Raw genomic sequence first — 16,410 nt, 5'->3', positions numbered from 1 at the left:
TTTGCTGTAATAGAGCAATCTGTTTAAAACAGGCAAATCACCGCGAAAGAGGCATAATGCCCGTAATCTTGCAACATACCGGTGTGAATGAAATTATGACCGTTGAAATAGAATTAAAATTTATTGCTACTCCTGCGGCCATTGCCGCTTTGCCGGAGCGAATCACCTCTTGGCAAAGCCAGCATTCAGCGCCGCAAACGCTGACGAATATTTATTTTGAAACGGCAGATAACCGCCTACGCCAGCATGATATTGGCTTACGTATTCGTGGTTATGATGGCCGTTATGAAATGACGGTCAAGACTGGCGGTAAAGTCATCGGCGGTTTGCATCAACGTCCTGAATATAATATTGATCTTGATAATGACAAATTAGATTTGGCGCGTTTCCCAGCCGATATCTGGCCTGAAGGTTGGGCGGTCGATGCGCTGCAAGCAGAATTACAACCCTTGTTCCGCACTGATTTTACCCGCGAGAAGTGGGTAATTACTTACGGTGAGAGCGAGATAGAGCTTGCTCTCGACCAAGGCACAATTGGTGCAGGTGAGCTATCAGAGCCATTGAGCGAAATTGAGTTGGAACTCAAAAAAGGCAATCAGGCAGATTTATTGGCACTGGCGGCTGAATTGGCTCAAATCGGTGGTTTACGTCAGGGGAATTTGAGTAAAGCGGCACGTGGTTATCATTTAGCACAAGGCAATCCACCACGTGAATTGCGCCCATTGTTGGTATTGCAACCGGCTCCGAAATCTACCGTCGAGCAAGGGATGGTTGCAGGACTGGAAATGGCATTAGACCACTGGCAGTATCACGAAGAGTTATGGTTGCGCGGCGAGCCAGCGGCTAAGTCTATGATTATTGAGGCGCTAGGGATGATACGGCAGGCATTGGCTATTTTTGGTGGATTGGTACCACGCAAAGCCAGTGCTGAATTACGTGCGTCATTGATTGCGCTCGAACCACAGTTAGAGCCGAAAAATGCCAATGCCGAATTGATCTGTTATAGCGCCGATTACCTGAAATGTAAGTTAGCGCTTACATCGTGGCTGGTGACTGCTGGCTGGCGGCCATTTATGGATGATAAAGCCCGAGCTAAGTTTGATGGTTCGTTCAAACGCTTCTGCGACATTATGTTGAGTCGCAGTGCTGCTGACCTGAAAGAGGCCTTTGGTCACAATCTGGATGATGATGGCTATTTGGCACAACTTCCGCGTTTAAACCGGCAGATTATGGCCCTCCAACTGCTCTCTGGTTTCTATCCGCAAAATGAATGGCACCCATACATTGATGGCTGGTTTGGTTTAGAGTTGGCGATTATGGAGCGTCAGGGACACTGGCGTGATACTGCCCGTAAGGAAGCTTTGTCCCAGCCAGCTTTTTGGTTGAATGGTGCTACACGCTAGCTGAAACAGTTCGTTAATCGAACATATAGCCCTCAGCCTGATCGTTAAGGACTTGATATGTTGCCACTCTCTTCGGAATTACAGATTCAGGCGCAGAATATACAGCAGCGCTTTTATGAGTTACCGGCTCCGCCGAGCTTGCATAAAGAAGACATTGCAGTATTGGCGTTGAGTGATTTTGTCAGTGACATGTTACTGATTCACCCTGATTGGCTGGATGAACTGCATCAGCAACCGCCGCAGCCGCAGGAGTGGCAATTTTATCAACAATGGCTCAGTCAAGCTCTGGCTGATGTGCAAGATGAAACCGCGCTGTTAACGGCATTGCGGCTATTTCGGCGTCGGATTATGGTGCGCATCGCCTGGTCACAGGCACTGGAAACCAGCGCCACGACGGACACCTTGCAGCAGCTAAGTTGGTTAGCTGAAAGCTTGATTATTGCCGCTCGCGATTGGCTATATCAGGCTTGTTGCCGTGAGTTTGGTACTCCTTGCAATAGTGAGGGAGTCCCGCAGCCTCTGCTGATTTTGGGCATGGGGAAGTTAGGCGGGGGCGAGCTGAATTTCTCATCGGATATCGATTTGATTTTTGCTTATCCCGAAAACGGCCAGACCCAAGGGGGCCGGCGTCAGTTGGATAATGCCCAGTTCTTTACCCGCCTGGGCCAACGGCTGATTAAAGCTTTAGACCAGCAAACCATCGACGGTTTTGTCTATCGGGTGGACATGCGCTTGCGCCCATTCGGCGATAGCGGCCCGCTGGTATTGAGCTTTGCTGCACTGGAAGATTACTACCAAGAGCAAGGTCGCGATTGGGAACGCTATGCCATGGTGAAAGCTCGCCTGATGGGCGGTGCCGAAGACCATTACAGTAAGGAACTGCGCCAAACCTTGCGGCCTTTTGTTTTTCGCCGCTATATCGATTTCAGTGTGATTCAGTCGCTACGAAACATGAAAGGGATGATAGCTCGTGAAGTTCGTCGGCGCGGTCTGAAAGACAATATTAAGCTGGGCGCGGGGGGAATTCGAGAAATCGAGTTTATCACTCAGGTGTTTCAGTTAATTCGAGGGGGGCGTGAGCCGCGTCTGCAAGAAAGAGCTTTACTGCCCACCTTACAGGCCGTGGCAGAGCTTGGGTTATTACCGGAACAACAAGTGGCCGCGCTCAGTGGCAGCTATCTCTTTTTGCGTCGTTTAGAAAATCTGTTGCAAGCCATTGGTGATGAACAAACTCAGACTTTACCCAGTGATACCTTGAATCAGGCACGATTAGCTTGTGGTATGGGCTATGCGGACTGGTCTGCGCTGAACGCCGCGCTAGAACAGCATATGCAAGCCGTTCGCTTGGTCTTTGATGACCTAATTGGCGACGATACCCCAGATATTGGCGAAGATCCCTGTCATGGTTTGTATAAAAGTCTATGGCAGGACGCACTGGAGGAGAATGATTTAGCGCCGTTGACACCGCATTTAGACGAAGCGGCGCGCAGGCAGTTGCTGATGACTATCCATCATTTCCGCCATGACGTTGATAAACGCACCATTGGCCCGCGTGGTCGTGAAGTGCTGGACCAACTGATGCCCCGCCTGTTTGCTGAAGTTTGCCCACGACCAGATGCCAATATTGCTCTCAGCCGTTTGATTCAATTGCTGCTCAGTATCGTGACCCGAACCACGTATCTGGAATTGTTGGTTGAATACCATGCGGCATTGAAACATGTTATTCGCTTATGTTCTGCTTCCCCGATGGTGGCCAGCCAGCTTGCGCGCTATCCCCTGTTATTGGATGAATTGCTCGATCCGCAATCACTTTATCAACCCCTGGAACCTAGTGCTTACCGCGATGAGTTACGTCAATACTTACTGCGGGTTCCGGAAGATGACGAAGAGCAACAGTTGGAGGCATTGCGTCAGTTTAAACAGGCCCAACAATTGCGTATTGCTGCTGGCGATATCACCGAGGCACTGCCGGTAATGAAAGTGAGTGATCACTTAACCTATCTGGCAGAAGCCATCATTGACGCGGTTATTCAACAAGCATGGAGCCAGATGGTCGCCCGTTATGGCCAGCCAAGTCATTTACAGCAGCGGGAAGGCCGAGGTTTTGCCGTCATTGGTTATGGGAAATTGGGCGGCTGGGAGTTGGGTTACAGCTCTGATCTGGATCTGGTTTTCCTGCTCGACTGCCCGTTAGATGTCATGACCGACGGGGAGCGCAGCATTGATGGCCGCCAGTTCTATTTGCGTTTAGCTCAGCGCGTCATGCATTTATTCAGCACCCGCACCTCATCAGGCATTCTCTATGAGGTTGATGCGCGGCTAAGGCCGTCTGGGGAAGCTGGCATGCTGGTGAGCACCGTTGAGGCTTTTGCTGATTACCAGCAAAATGAAGCATGGACGTGGGAGCATCAAGCATTGGTGCGCGCGCGCATCGTTTATGGCGATCCTGAGTTACATCAAGAGTTTGACACCATTCGCCAGCAAATCCTTTGTCGTCATCGCGAAGACCCGCAATTACAGCAGGAAGTCCGCGAAATGCGCGAAAAGATGCGCAATCATTTGGGCAGTAAGCAGCGCGATGTTTTTGATATCAAAGCCGACGAGGGAGGAATCACTGATATTGAGTTTATTGCCCAATATCTGGTGTTGCGCTACGCCGCCACTGAGCCGCGTCTGACCCGATGGTCTGATAATGTGCGGATTTTTGAGCTTATGGCTAATTACGACATCATGCCAGCAGAGGAAGCCGCGGCGTTGACCCGCGCCTACGTCACTATGCGTGATGAAATCCATCATCTGGCATTGCAGGAGCAATCCAGCAAAGTGTCGGCGAATAGCTTTATGAGCGAAAGAGAGCAAGTGGACGCCAGTTGGCGTAAGTGGCTGGTGGTAGCGCCTGCCAGCGCATAAATTCCAGCTATTAATAGTATGCAAGGTGTCTGTGATATTATCCGGCACCATATAACAAACACAAAATTGGAGCAAAGGGATGTGTGTTTTCGGGGTTAATAACAGCTCACTTTGGGGGGCTAACGTATGAAAGTCACGCTGCCTGATTTTCGCCGCGCCGGGGTATTAGTCGTCGGTGATGTCATGTTAGACCGTTATTGGTATGGCCCAACTAGCCGAATTTCACCAGAAGCACCGGTGCCGGTTGTTAAAGTCGATACCATCGAAGAACGCCCTGGTGGTGCCGCGAACGTCGCGATGAACATTGCCTCCCTGGGCGCAATCTCCCGGTTAGTCGGATTGACCGGTATTGATGATGCGGCCCGCGCCCTGACCAGCAAACTTAATGAAGTGCAGGTGCGCTGTGATTTTGTCTCGGTGCCAACTCACCCGACCATTACCAAATTGCGGGTGCTTTCCCGTAACCAGCAGCTAATCCGCCTTGATTTCGAAGAAGGTTTTGATGGTGTTGACCCTCAACCTATCTTTGAGCGCATTCAACAAGCGCTGCCACAGATTGGCGCTCTGGTGTTGTCTGATTATGCCAAAGGCGCGCTAAACAGTGTGCAGGCGATGATCCAGCTGGCGCGCAAAGCAAAAGTGCCGGTACTTATCGATCCGAAAGGCAGCGATTTTGAACGTTATCGCGGTGCAACTCTACTGACCCCGAACCTCTCTGAGTTTGAGGCGGTGGTCGGTCATTGCAAAAATGAAGAAGAGTTAGTGAGCCGTGGGATGAAGTTGGTGGCCGATTTTGAGCTTTCCGCGTTGCTGGTAACCCGCTCTGAACAAGGTATGACTTTGCTACAGCCGGGCAAAGCGCCACTGCATTTACCGACTCAAGCACAAGAAGTGTTTGATGTGACCGGTGCCGGTGACACCGTTATTGGTGTGCTGGCTGCCGCATTGGCTGCGGGAAACACACTTGAAGAATCATGCTTCCTGGCGAATGCTGCGGCTGGCGTGGTGGTCGGTAAATTGGGGACTTCGACGGTTTCGCCGATTGAGCTGGAAAATGCCATTCGTGGTCGAGCTGAAACAGGTTTCGGCGTGATGGATGAGCAGCAACTGAAAAAAGCCGTTGCTCAGGCCCGTCAGCGTGGCGAAAAAGTCGTCATGACTAACGGCATTTTCGACATTCTTCATGCCGGCCATGTTTCCTATTTAGCCAATGCCCGCAAGCTGGGCGACCGCCTGATTGTGGCCGTAAACAGTGATGCCTCGACCAAACGATTGAAAGGCGAAAAACGCCCAGTTAATCCACTGGATCAGCGCATGATTGTGTTGGGCGCGCTAGAGGCGGTGGATTGGGTCGTCCCATTTGAAGAAGATACCCCACAGCGTTTAATTGCCGATATCTTGCCGGATTTGCTGGTGAAAGGCGGAGATTATAAACCCGATGAGATTGCCGGTAGTGCAGAGGTGTGGGCCGCTGGTGGTGAAGTTAAAGTGCTGAATTTTGAAGATGGTGTTTCGACCACCAATATTATTCAGTCAATCAAGAATGGCCGCGGTTAAATACCCTTTGACCTTGACGTTGCAGGGGTGTTAGCGGCATTCACTCACCCGAATCGCTGACTTGAGGAAGCTCATCGGGATGCGTTCGCTTGCGGCCTACCTGCAACACCAATGACTTGGGTATTAAAAAGAATGAATGGACTAAAACAGGAGTTGAGTCTGGCACAGGGAGTGGGGTTGTTGTCCACATCACTGCTGGGAACCGGTGTCTTCGCTGTGCCAGCACTGGCAGCAATGCTGGCAGGGGATGACAGTTTGTGGGCCTGGCCGATATTGATTGTGTTGGTTTTCCCTATTGCTATCGCCTTTGCTGCTTTAGGCCGCCATTTCCCCAGTGCCGGTGGTGCGGCCCACTTTGTCACCATGGCATTCGGACCAAAACTGGGGAAAGTTACGGGCTGGCTATTTTTGTCCGTCATTCCCGTCGGTTTACCTGCCGCCTTGCAAATTGCGGCCGGTTTTTGGCAAGCCACCTTTGGTTGGAGTGATACCGGGCTGTTAATGGTGCAATTGGTGACATTGCTGGTTATCTGGTTGCTGGGAACCCGCAGTGCCGGCTCCAGTGCCAATGTGCAAACATTGATTGCCGCGTTGGTCATTGCGCTAGTCGTGGCTATTTGGTGGCAGGGAAATATTCAGCTATCACAGATACCTTGGCCAGCAGCTCAAGATATTTCCACTGTGAATATGTTTGGCGCGCTAGCCGTGATGTTCTGGTGCTTTGTCGGGTTGGAAGCTTTCGCGCACCTGGCAACAGAATTCCGTCACCCTGAACGTGATTTCCCCCGAGCTCTGATGGTCGGGCTGTTGGTCGCAGGGGTAGTTTACTGGGGATGTACTGTGGCGGTGCTGCATTTCCATGCTTATGGTGAACAACAAGCAGCGGCAGCTTCATTGCCGGGTATTGTGGTGCAATTGTTTGGTCAGCATGCGCTGTGGATCGCCTGTATTATTGGCTATTTAGCTTGTTTTGCCAGCGTCAATATTTATACCCAGAGCTTTGCCCGCATGGTGTGGTCGCAAGCGCAAGTGCGCCCCCAAAGTCGGTTGGCAAAACTCTCTGCCGGACAAACTCCGGTCAATGCCCTCACGGCCGTGGTGGGTAGCTGCCTACTCTTCACACTGCTGATTTATTGGCTGTCTTTGCCATTAGATTTACTGATTGTTTATGCTAATGGCATTTTTGTGCTGATTTATTTGCTGTGTATGTTGGCTGGGATCCGTTTGTTAAGCGGCCGCTCGCGGGTCATGTCGGTGATTGGCAGTATTCTGTGTTGCGTATTGCTGGTGATGATTGGTTGGAAAAGTTTATATGCCTTACTGATGTTTGCGCTGCTGTGGATACTGATGTCCACCCGGCGGGGAGCCGTCATACAGCACTGAAAAAAGGGCGCCATAGGGTGCCCTAATGATAATTGACCACTAATTACTCGCCCGTTTTCTGAACGATAGCGGCGGTTGTTTCAACGCCGGCAGGAGCACTATTAAATTTGGCCTCCAGTTCACTCATGCGTTGCTCCAACAACGCCAGCTTTTCTCTGGTGCGCAGCAGTACCTGAGTTTGCACGTCGAACTCTTCACGATTAACCAAATCCAGACGTGTTAACTGCGATTGCAGTACCATCCGAATCTTCTTTTCGACGTCGTCCCCGAATTCGCGAATACCTTTCGGCATAGACTCATGCACCTGGCGGGCGATTTGTTCAATTTTTTTCGGGTCAATCATGATATTTCCCTAATTAGATGTGGAGTTACTCTCACTAGTGTAATGCCTGATGCCGAATGTATAAACCTCTGCAATCACCATTTTGGTAATTGCTCCGACGAATCAATAGCGTTATAGTCATAGGGCTTATTCTCAGGGCGGGGTGCAAGTCCCCACCGGCGGTAAATTGTGTTGCGGCATATCATGTCGTGGTGCAAAAGCCCGCGAGCGCTCACGTTGTTTCTCTTGTCAAAGGGAGCAGGGTAGAGGTCAGCAGATCCGGTGTAATTCCGGGGCCGACGGTTATAGTCCGGATGGGAGAGAGTAACGGTATCTGCCGAGCTTATAGCTCGCTTGCGTTATTTCGGCTATTTCTATTGTTAGATGAAAAATGGCCATTTACTCCTCAAGACCGCCCTGATTCTGGTAATCCATAATTTTAATGAGGTTTTTTACCATGAATCAGACCCTTCTATCAGATTTTGGCACGCCTGTTGAGCGTGTAGAACGTGCTATTGACGCTCTGCGTAATGGCCGTGGTGTTATGGTGTTGGATGACGAAAGTCGTGAAAACGAAGGCGATATGGTTTTTGCTGCAGAAGCAATGACTGTTGAGCAAATGGCACTGACTATCCGCCACGGCAGTGGCATTGTGTGCCTGTGTATTACGGATGAGCGCCGCCAACAGCTTGATTTGCCTATGATGGTAACCCATAACTCCAGTCAGTTCCAAACTGCATTTACCGTGACCATTGAAGCGGCTAAAGGCGTGACGACGGGTGTTTCTGCGGCTGACCGTTTGACGACTATCCGTGCTGCAATCGCTGACAGCGCGAAACCTGCTGATCTTAATCGCCCGGGTCATGTATTCCCGCTGCGTGGGCAGCCAGGTGGTGTATTATCACGCCGTGGTCATACCGAAGCCTCTATTGATTTGGCAACTCTGGCAGGTTACAAACCTGCGGGCGTGTTGTGTGAACTGACCAATGATGACGGCAGTATGGCACATGCGCCAGAAGTGATTGAGTTCGCCAAATTACATGATATGCCAGTTGTTACCATTGATGATTTGGCTGAATATCGTCAGTCTCAAGAAAAAAAAGCCAGCTGACTTCTGATGGTAATATCCGCTGATATTGCCTATCGATAATGTGGTTTACACACCGGGTTGCCATTATTCTATTGAATAGATCGCAGCCCGGTTATTTTCTGTCATCAGATAGTTTGAATCTCTTCCCCGCCATTTTTCCCCTTCAAATTTATTGAATATCTTCATCACTGTTATCCGGCTGTGTAATGAAAAAAAAGCGCGTAATGTACTTGTTATGGTTTTAGCGCCACTTTTTTCTTAACAGTAAGGATTATCTATGAACACCTCTCGTATGCCTGCACTGTTTCTCGGCCACGGTAGCCCGATGAACGTGCTGGAAGAAAATAGTCACACTCAGGCATGGCGTGCGTTGGGTGAGACATTACCCCGCCCTAAGGCGATTCTGGCCATTTCTGCCCACTGGTATACCCGTGGGACGGCGGTAACGGCAATGGAAAAACCTCGGACTATCCATGATTTTGGTGGATTCCCTCAGGCGTTGTTTGATACCGAATATCCTGCTCCTGGCTCTCCAGAACTGGCGGCACAAATTCAGCAACTGCTGGCACCTATTTCAGTACAGGCTGATACCAGTGAATGGGGATTGGACCACGGGAGCTGGGGGGTGTTGATCAAAATGTACCCTGAGGCGGATATTCCAGTTGTGCAATTAAGCATCGATGGCACACAACCGGCGGCATATCATTATGAATTAGGCCGTAAGTTGGCGGTGCTGCGCGAGCAGGGTATTTTGATTGTCGCCAGCGGTAATGTGGTGCATAACTTGCGCATGGTGAGATGGCAGGGCGATAGCAGCCCATATCCATGGGCAGAGTCCTTCAACCAATTCGTGCGAGATAACCTGAATTATCAAGGTGATAACCACCCATTGGTCAATTTTATGCAACATGAGGGAGCCGCATTGTCTAATCCATCTCCTGAGCATTATCTGCCTTTGCTGTATGTGCTGGGGAGCTGGGATGGTAAAGAATCGATTTCGACTCCCACTGATGGGATTGAAATGGGGTCGCTAAGTATGTTGTCGGTAAGAATTGGATAGTTCGGCGTTATAAAAAGAAAGGCTTGAAGTGATAAAGTCAGCGAACCAAGGGGGCCACTCCTACGGGCGCTCCGGCGGCTTGCGCCGTTACGGCCCTAACGGAGTGTTTCCCCTTGATTCAGCTTTATTAATAATTTTAAGGTGTCAGCCTTTATGCCTATTCTTCCACAGGCCTAACCCAAAATAATATGTGGGTAAAAACGTGATAGATCTTGGGTAATTAGTTCACGATCTTCACGCAAACCAATACCACAAGGTTGATCGTTAACCAGCCAACTGCCAATCAGGGTGTAGCTGTCACCAAATTTAGGCAATGGATGGAATTGCTGAACAATCATGCCTTCTTCGCCGTATGGCCCATCAACCCGCGCCACTTCTTTACCGTTTTCCACTATCTGAATATTGGCACCTTCCCGCGAGAACAGCGGCTTGGTGACATAATGATCCATAGCTGGATGGTCATCTTCAGCAAAATAAGCAGGTAACAGATTTGGGTGATTTGGGAACATTTCCCATAGCAATGGCAGCAAGGCTTTATTGGAGATAATGCTCTTCCAAGCAGGTTCCAACCAACGAACGCCAGCATCTTCGAGTTTGGTGGAGAACATTTCGCGGAACATAAACTCCCACGGATAGAGCTTGAACAAATTACTGATAACCTGATTATCCAAGTCGGTAAATTGCCCTTTTTCCCCTAAGCCAATCTCTTCCATAAACATGAATTCAGTTGGCAGACCCGCTTCCAATGCGCAATCTTGCAGATATTGCACCGTGCCGCGATCTTCTTCACTATCCTGACAGCAGGCCAGATGCAACAAACTAAAACCATGGTTATCGCGCAGATCAACAAAACGCTCAATCAGCTTTTCTTGCATGCTGTTGAACTGATCAGATTCTGGATCCAGATTGCCAGCATTGATTTGGTCTTCCAACCATAACCATTGGAAAAAAGCAGCTTCATACAATGACGTGGGCGTATCAGCATTGTTTTCCAGCAATTTAGCTGGATTGATGCCGTCATAGGCCAGATCAAGACGAGAATAGAGTGAAGGCTGATTGGTCTTCCATGAGCTACGAACAAAATCCCAGCAATGTTTGGGAATGCGGAATTTTGCCATCAATTGATCGCTATTAACTACTTTTTCAACCACTTGCAAGCACATCTGATGCAACTCTGCAGTGGTGTCTTCCAGCTCTTCAATTTGTGCGAGTGTAAATTCGTAATACGCATCTTCACACCAGTACGGCTCGCCATACATGGTGTGAAAACGGAAACCGAACTCGGTGGCTTTTTCGCGCCAGTCCGGGCGTTCGCTAATCGCTAAACGTTTCATTAATCAGACCTTAGCCACCCATGCTGCGCGTGCTGGTTTTGGATGATGTCGCTGCACTACGTTGCATAGAGGACTGTTTAGCTACTGACTCACCAAAACCGCCACGAGTGATGGTATTGGTCACGGCTGGCTTCGGTGCCATTGCCGTTCTTGGCACTGTCATGGTGCGGCCCGTGGTGGCTGAACCAAAATTTTTGCCGGTTGCGTCAACAAACTTGCCATTCGCTGGGCTATTGGGTGCTTTGGAGGTAAACAATGGCTGACTTGCTCCGCCGCCCATCATTCGGCCCATCATGTAACCGGCCATCAGTGGCATCCACATACTACCGCTTTGCTGTGGCGCCGCTGCTGTCGTTTCAGAAGAGGGTGAAGATGTTGGCACCATACCGGCTTGTGCTGGAGCCTGAGTACACTGTGATTCACCAAATTCAGCTACGCAATCTTCACGAGTTGCATACTTAGGTGCAGTTTTAGCCGCTTCCTGCAAAGCAGTGTTGTAAGCCGTTGTACATTCAGCGCTCTTGGACGGGTTCGCCTGAGAGCAATCATCAGCATTTTGGTACAAAGATACGGTTTCATCAGTTTTTTCGCAGCCAGCCAGCATAAATACGGCACTGACAGCTAAAGCTACTGGCGCGAGGCGATAACTGCGCCAGGATTTACGGAAAGTCTCTTGATTGATGTTTTGAGTCCGTTTCATCATTATTTGTCTCATTTCCGGGCGTTCAATGCCCTTTCCCAGTAAGTGCCCTAAGAATAGGGGAAATATGCACGAAATTAAAGCGTGAGGGCCGATGAGCTGCAGACTTTACAAAGTTATACGAAATGCTGCGAGTAACTTCGCTTTTTTCATTGATGAAAAATGCTGGGGAGTAACAAAAAAAGAGAGAAAAAATAAACCGGGCATAGCTTGATGCTGTGCCCGGTGAGCCCAAATTCGTAAAAATTAGTTACGGAATGGGTTGCCGTTACGTGTAGCGGTAGTTGGCTGGCTAACGGTTGTTGCACGTGGTGCAGCTTGAGTGCTTGTGCCATCAGCATAAGCATTCTGGTTGGCGTTATCCGGTGCCAGACTGGTAGCTGATGTTGGGACTGGTTTATCCAGTACGCCATTCAGAGCCATCAGGTCATTCATGTTCAGTGTACCCAATGCTGACTGGATATTTAACTGGTTAATCAGGTAGTTATAACGAGCGTCAGCTAACTGCTGTTTGGATTGATACAAGTTAGTCGTTGCAGTCAATACATCCAGAATGGTGCGCGTACCCACTTGATAACCCGCTTCCATTGCATCTAATGAGCTTTGGTTAGAAATAACCACTTGCTCATAGGCCTTAATGCTGCTGATAGAAGCTGAAATATTATTGAATGAGGAACGGACTGTTTGCACTACACCACGGTGTGCGCTTTCCAACTGCTCACTTGCACCCACGAAATTGTATTGTGCTTGTTTCACGGCAGAATTGGTCGCACCGCCGCTATACAGCGGTAAGCTCAGTTGCACGCCAATTTTGTTTTGGCCAGCATCTGTATTGACTTGTTGAGTGCTTGGTGTGCCGCCGCTGTATCGGGTATTGGTGACTGAGGTTGATGCAGTCAAATCGATAGTGGGCATATAGCCAGTTTCGGCTGACTTAATTTGCTCACGTGCCAAATCTTGACTCAAACGGGCAGAAAGCAAAGAAAGGTTACGTTTCTCAGCTTCTTTCAACAGGTTATTGACAGCCTGCGGGCGTTCAGTCTTCAACCGGGAAACATTAAGCGATGCCAGTTCAGGGTAATAAACACCGGTAATCTGGCGCAGGTTTTCCAGCGCATTATCCAAGTTATTACGGGCCGTAACTTCGGCCGCTAACACGGTATCGTAGCTAGCACGGGCGTTCTGCACATCGGTAATGGCCACTAAACCAACATTAAAACGCTGGGTTGTTTGGTCTAACTGGCGATAAACAGATTGCTTTTGCGCTTCGGTATAAGACAGGCTATCAATGGCTCTGAGGACATTGAAATAGGCGGTTGCCGTGCTCAAGATCAAAGCTTGCTCATTGGTCTGGAACGTCACGTCCTGAATACCAGCGGCTTTCTCTTGTAAAGTCAGAACGCGCCATTTAGACATGTCGAAAATGGTTTGAGTCAGTTGCAGAGACCCTGATGTTGCATTGCTATCCGGGTTGTCAGAGGCATCCCGGAAACCATTAGTATGAGAATAACCCGCGCCTAAACCAAGCTGTGGTAACAGTGGGCTGCGAGCTTCATTAATTTTTTCATATGCAGCATCGCGGTCAGCCGCTGATTTACGTAAATCCGGGTTACTATCCCTGGCTTGCTTATAAACTTGCAGCAAGTTCTCTGCCTGGCTCATGCTACTGAAACCAGCCAGACTCAGCCCGATAAGAAGGGGGAGCAGTTTCTTCATTTGCAGTCCTTGTTGTGCAGCAGTTGTGCGGCAATATTACTATGGTAGCTGTCGATAGACGAATTGTTGCCGATTCTATCAGAGTCTGCCAATGGGATAAGGTGGCTGATTGTGCCATCTTGCCTTAATTTACTTAAATCTATCACAAAGCTAAATGAGTATTCAGACAACTAATGTGCATCACACCATTTTTGTCAAACAATCTTTATAAAACCATCTTTATAAAATTGCTAACCTCTATTAGCCTGACTGGCATCATTGAGCTGTCATCAAAAATCACAATTCAGGCTCGATACTCAAGTAAGGAAAGAAGTCTATGACATCTGCACAACCCTCACCGGTGACCTTCGACAAGAAGGATGTGGAAATTATTGCACGTGAAACACTGTATAGCGGTTTTTTTTCACTGAATTTATACCGATTTCGTCATCGTTTGTTTAATGGTGAAATGAGTGGAGAAGTAAAACGCGAAATTTTCGAACGTGGTCATGCGGCGGTGTTATTACCTTATGATCCTGTGCGCGATGAAGTGGTGCTGGTGGAGCAATTGCGAATTGCTGCCATTGATAGCAGCCGGTCACCTTGGTTATTAGAAATGGTCGCAGGGATGATTGAAGAGGGCGAAACCGTCGAGGAAGTGGCGCGCCGCGAAGCTGAAGAAGAAGCGGGAATTCATATTGGTCGTTGTAAACCGGTACTCAGTTATTTAGCCAGCCCCGGTGGCACCAGTGAGCGCTTATCCATCATGGTCGGGGAGGTCGATGCGACAACCGCGAGTGGGATTCATGGATTGGCTGATGAGAATGAAGATATCCGGGTGCATGTTGTTAGTCGCGAGCAGGCTTGTCGCTGGGTTGATGAAGGTGCAATTGATAACGCAGCCTCAATCATTGCATTACAATGGTTGGCGTTGCACCATCAATCGCTGAGAGCAGAATGGCAGTCGTAAAAAAAGCGAGCATAATAATGAGCAAGCGCTACACACCTGATTTCCCTGAAATGATGCGGATATGCGAAACTAACTTCGCGCAATTGCGTCGTTTGATACCGCGAGTCGATGAAGTGGGCGAAAGCGTGGCTTATCAGGTTAACGGCGCCAGTTATCAACTGACAATTATTGAATCGACGCGCTACACTTCTGTTGTTGAGATTGTCCAAATAGAGCCCGCAGTCAGACATTGGAGCCTACCATCTATGGTGGTGCGGCTTTATCATGATGCGCAGGTCGCGGAAGTGTGTGCCAGTCAGCAGATCTCCCGCTTCAAAGCAAGTTATGATTATCCGAATAAAAAGTTGCATCAGCGGGACGAAAAGCATCAAATTAACCAGTTTCTTGCTGACTGGTTGCGCTATTGCTTGGCGCATGGAGCGGTGGCAGTTCCGGTTTGTTAGACAGACTTATAGCCTGACCTACAGAGATAAAGATACCTGATGAATCTGGTTGGGAAGGGTGCAAAAACAAGGACACCATTTGGAAAGCCTGTTTAAACTGCCTATGGCGAGTGGGGCCAGGGTTAGAATTTTACAAATAACAGATACCCACCTCTTTGCGGGGGAACATGAGACCTTGCTGGGTGTAAATACTTCTCGCAGTTATCGCGCTGTGTTAGATGCGATTATTGCTGAGCAGCACCCCTTTGATCTTATTGTTGCGACTGGTGATTTAGCTCAGGATCATTCTGTTGCTGCTTATGAGAATTTTGCGGAGGGCATCTCCCGTCTGTCAGCACCTTGTGTCTGGCTACCCGGTAATCACGATTTCCAGCCTGCTATGGTGGATGCTTTAGCAGATGCTGACATTGCGCCTTCAAAGCATGTTCTGGTCGGTGATAATTGGCAAATTCTGTTATTGGACAGCCAGGTCTTTGGTGTTCCTTACGGTGAGCTGAGTGACTATCAGTTAGAGTGGATGGAGCACTGTCTGGTGGCGTATCCTGAACGCTACACTCTGGTATTATTGCATCATCACCCTATGCCATCTGGTTGCACTTGGCTTGATCAGCACAGTCTGCGCAATGCGCATATGCTGGCGGCGGTGTTGACCCGCTATCCGCGAGTGACCACCTTATTGTGCGGCCATATCCATCAGGATTTGGATCTCGATTGGTATGGAAAACGCCTGCTGGCAAGCCCTTCTACCTGTGTGCAGTTCAAACCACACTGTACTAATTTCACACTTGATACTGTGGCACCGGGATGGCGCTACCTCGACTTACTGCCTGATGGAAGACTTGAAACTGAGATTCGTCGGTTAGCCAGTGATGAGTTCTGCCCGGACATGGACTCGGATGGTTATTGATGAGTACTCTTCTATATATTCACGGCTTTAATAGTTCGCCCAGCTCGGCTAAAGCGACCACCTTCAAAAGTTGGTTGCAGCAACACCATCCTGATATTGAGATGCTAACCCCCCAATTACCGCCCTATCCGGCGGAGGCCGCAGAAATGCTGGAAAGCATCGTGATGGATAAAGCCGGGCAATCCATTGGTATTGTGGGTTCTTCTCTGGGGGGCTATTTTGCTACCTGGCTTTCTCAGCGCTTTAGCATTCCCGCAGTGGTGGTTAACCCGGCAGTGCGGCCATTTGAGCTGCTCAATGATTATCTGGGTAAAAATGAGAACCCCTACACAGGGCAACAATATGTGTTAGAGTCTCGACATATTTATGATCTGAAAGCCATGCAGATTGAAAAGTTGGAATCGCCGGATTTACTCTGGTTATTGCAACAAACTGGGGATGAAATCCTCGATTATCGTCAAGCGGTTGCTTATTACACCCCTTGCCGGCAAACAGTAGAATCCGGTGGGAATCATGCCTTTGTTGGCTTTGATCATTATTTTTCCCCGATTGTAACTTTTTTAGGGCTAGCAACCGCTTGATATCTGGCGGTTTAAGCATCACCCGAACAGTAGATCTTGTTACTGCAGTGGGTAT

At 49.1% G+C, this 16,410-nt stretch carries 14 protein-coding genes and 1 riboswitch; of the genes, 10 read left to right on the top strand and 4 right to left on the bottom strand.

What is annotated here, in order from left to right; genetic code table 11:
- Positions 1–95 precede the first annotated feature (95 nt).
- The 4 genes from F0T03_RS18455 to yjeH all read left to right on the top strand — a co-directional run bounded on the left by F0T03_RS18455 (position 96) and on the right by yjeH (position 7,253).
- A complete protein-coding gene (locus tag F0T03_RS18455) occupies positions 96–1,403 on the top strand; it encodes a CYTH domain-containing protein (RefSeq protein WP_159681004.1) in 1,308 nt (435 codons plus the stop codon).
- A 57-nt stretch (positions 1,404–1,460) separates the two neighbouring features.
- Positions 1,461–4,313, top strand: a complete 2,853-nt coding sequence (glnE, locus tag F0T03_RS18450) for a bifunctional [glutamate--ammonia ligase]-adenylyl-L-tyrosine phosphorylase/[glutamate--ammonia-ligase] adenylyltransferase (protein WP_159679983.1) — start codon at positions 1,461–1,463, stop codon at positions 4,311–4,313.
- Positions 4,314–4,439: 126 nt separating this feature from the next.
- Entirely contained in the window at positions 4,440–5,870 is a 1,431-nt protein-coding gene (hldE, locus tag F0T03_RS18445; RefSeq protein ID WP_145554027.1) for a bifunctional D-glycero-beta-D-manno-heptose-7-phosphate kinase/D-glycero-beta-D-manno-heptose 1-phosphate adenylyltransferase HldE, read from the top strand.
- A gap of 132 nt (positions 5,871–6,002) precedes the next feature.
- Complete coding sequence (gene yjeH, locus F0T03_RS18440) at positions 6,003–7,253, top strand: L-methionine/branched-chain amino acid transporter (RefSeq protein ID WP_159679981.1); 1,251 nt, start codon at positions 6,003–6,005, stop codon at positions 7,251–7,253.
- A gap of 43 nt (positions 7,254–7,296) precedes the next feature.
- Here the strand turns inward: yjeH and ubiK are convergent, their stop codons facing one another.
- Positions 7,297–7,596 (bottom strand): ubiquinone biosynthesis accessory factor UbiK, encoded by a 300-nt coding sequence (ubiK, locus tag F0T03_RS18435; RefSeq protein ID WP_145554033.1) that lies wholly within the window; start codon positions 7,594–7,596, stop codon positions 7,297–7,299.
- Positions 7,597–7,720: 124 nt separating this feature from the next.
- Positions 7,721–7,905: riboswitch (FMN riboswitch) on the top strand.
- Between the two features lie 127 nt (positions 7,906–8,032).
- On the opposite strand from ubiK, the gene ribB reads away from it, so the two are divergent.
- Entirely contained in the window at positions 8,033–8,686 is a 654-nt protein-coding gene (gene ribB / locus F0T03_RS18430; protein ID WP_145554036.1) for a 3,4-dihydroxy-2-butanone-4-phosphate synthase, read from the top strand.
- 256 nt (positions 8,687–8,942) lie between these two features.
- On the top strand, positions 8,943–9,725 hold the full coding sequence (ygiD, locus tag F0T03_RS18425; protein WP_159679978.1) for a 4,5-DOPA-extradiol-dioxygenase: 783 nt from the start codon (positions 8,943–8,945) through the stop codon (positions 9,723–9,725).
- A 173-nt stretch (positions 9,726–9,898) separates the two neighbouring features.
- Here the strand turns inward: ygiD and F0T03_RS18420 are convergent, their stop codons facing one another.
- The 3 genes from F0T03_RS18420 to tolC form a co-directional block, all read right to left on the bottom strand.
- Positions 9,899–11,059 carry a glutathionylspermidine synthase family protein gene (locus tag F0T03_RS18420; RefSeq protein ID WP_159679976.1) on the bottom strand — a complete coding sequence of 387 codons (1,161 nt, stop codon included), beginning with the start codon at positions 11,057–11,059 and terminating at the stop codon, positions 9,899–9,901.
- Between the two features lie 10 nt (positions 11,060–11,069).
- Positions 11,070–11,759, bottom strand: a complete 690-nt coding sequence (locus F0T03_RS18415; protein WP_159681002.1) for a DUF1190 family protein — start codon at positions 11,757–11,759, stop codon at positions 11,070–11,072.
- Between the two features lie 246 nt (positions 11,760–12,005).
- Positions 12,006–13,475 (bottom strand): outer membrane channel protein TolC, encoded by a 1,470-nt coding sequence (gene tolC, locus F0T03_RS18410; protein ID WP_145554045.1) that lies wholly within the window; start codon positions 13,473–13,475, stop codon positions 12,006–12,008.
- 316 nt (positions 13,476–13,791) lie between these two features.
- Here tolC and nudF point away from each other — a divergent pair, with 316 nt between their 5' ends.
- The 4 genes from nudF (at position 13,792) to yqiA (ending at position 16,355) form a co-directional block, all read left to right on the top strand.
- Complete coding sequence (gene nudF, locus F0T03_RS18405) at positions 13,792–14,424, top strand: ADP-ribose diphosphatase (protein ID WP_145554047.1); 633 nt, start codon at positions 13,792–13,794, stop codon at positions 14,422–14,424.
- Positions 14,425–14,441: 17 nt separating this feature from the next.
- Positions 14,442–14,867: a DUF1249 family protein gene (locus tag F0T03_RS18400; RefSeq protein ID WP_145554049.1), complete on the top strand. Its 426-nt coding sequence runs from the start codon at positions 14,442–14,444 to the stop codon at positions 14,865–14,867.
- A 79-nt stretch (positions 14,868–14,946) separates the two neighbouring features.
- Complete coding sequence (cpdA, locus tag F0T03_RS18395) at positions 14,947–15,774, top strand: 3',5'-cyclic-AMP phosphodiesterase (RefSeq protein WP_159681000.1); 828 nt, start codon at positions 14,947–14,949, stop codon at positions 15,772–15,774.
- Complete coding sequence (gene yqiA / locus F0T03_RS18390) at positions 15,774–16,355, top strand: esterase YqiA (RefSeq protein ID WP_162526985.1); 582 nt, start codon at positions 15,774–15,776, stop codon at positions 16,353–16,355. Before cpdA ends, yqiA begins: the two co-directional genes overlap by 1 nt.
- Positions 16,356–16,410 lie beyond the last annotated feature (55 nt).

The organism is Yersinia canariae, from assembly GCF_009831415.1.
GTDB classification, from domain to species: Bacteria; Pseudomonadota; Gammaproteobacteria; order Enterobacterales; family Enterobacteriaceae; genus Yersinia; species Yersinia canariae.
Note: the sequence above shows the minus strand (reverse complement) of the source record. Positions and strands in the feature narration are given on the sequence as shown.

Excerpts from the sequence above, each read along its gene's own strand:
- F0T03_RS18455 (WP_159681004.1), top strand. The coding sequence starts at position 96 with ATGACCGTTGAAATAGAATTAAAATTTATTGCTACTCCTGCGGCCATT.
- glnE (WP_159679983.1), top strand. The coding sequence starts at position 1,461 with ATGTTGCCACTCTCTTCGGAATTACAGATTCAGGCGCAGAATATACAG.
- hldE (WP_145554027.1), top strand. The coding sequence starts at position 4,440 with ATGAAAGTCACGCTGCCTGATTTTCGCCGCGCCGGGGTATTAGTCGTC.
- yjeH (WP_159679981.1), top strand. The coding sequence starts at position 6,003 with ATGAATGGACTAAAACAGGAGTTGAGTCTGGCACAGGGAGTGGGGTTG.
- ubiK (WP_145554033.1), bottom strand. The coding sequence starts at position 7,596 with ATGATTGACCCGAAAAAAATTGAACAAATCGCCCGCCAGGTGCATGAG.
- ribB (WP_145554036.1), top strand. The coding sequence starts at position 8,033 with ATGAATCAGACCCTTCTATCAGATTTTGGCACGCCTGTTGAGCGTGTA.
- ygiD (WP_159679978.1), top strand. The coding sequence starts at position 8,943 with ATGAACACCTCTCGTATGCCTGCACTGTTTCTCGGCCACGGTAGCCCG.
- F0T03_RS18420 (WP_159679976.1), bottom strand. The coding sequence starts at position 11,059 with ATGAAACGTTTAGCGATTAGCGAACGCCCGGACTGGCGCGAAAAAGCC.
- F0T03_RS18415 (WP_159681002.1), bottom strand. The coding sequence starts at position 11,759 with ATGAAACGGACTCAAAACATCAATCAAGAGACTTTCCGTAAATCCTGG.
- tolC (WP_145554045.1), bottom strand. The coding sequence starts at position 13,475 with ATGAAGAAACTGCTCCCCCTTCTTATCGGGCTGAGTCTGGCTGGTTTC.
- nudF (WP_145554047.1), top strand. The coding sequence starts at position 13,792 with ATGACATCTGCACAACCCTCACCGGTGACCTTCGACAAGAAGGATGTG.
- F0T03_RS18400 (WP_145554049.1), top strand. The coding sequence starts at position 14,442 with ATGAGCAAGCGCTACACACCTGATTTCCCTGAAATGATGCGGATATGC.
- yqiA (WP_162526985.1), top strand. The coding sequence starts at position 15,774 with ATGAGTACTCTTCTATATATTCACGGCTTTAATAGTTCGCCCAGCTCG.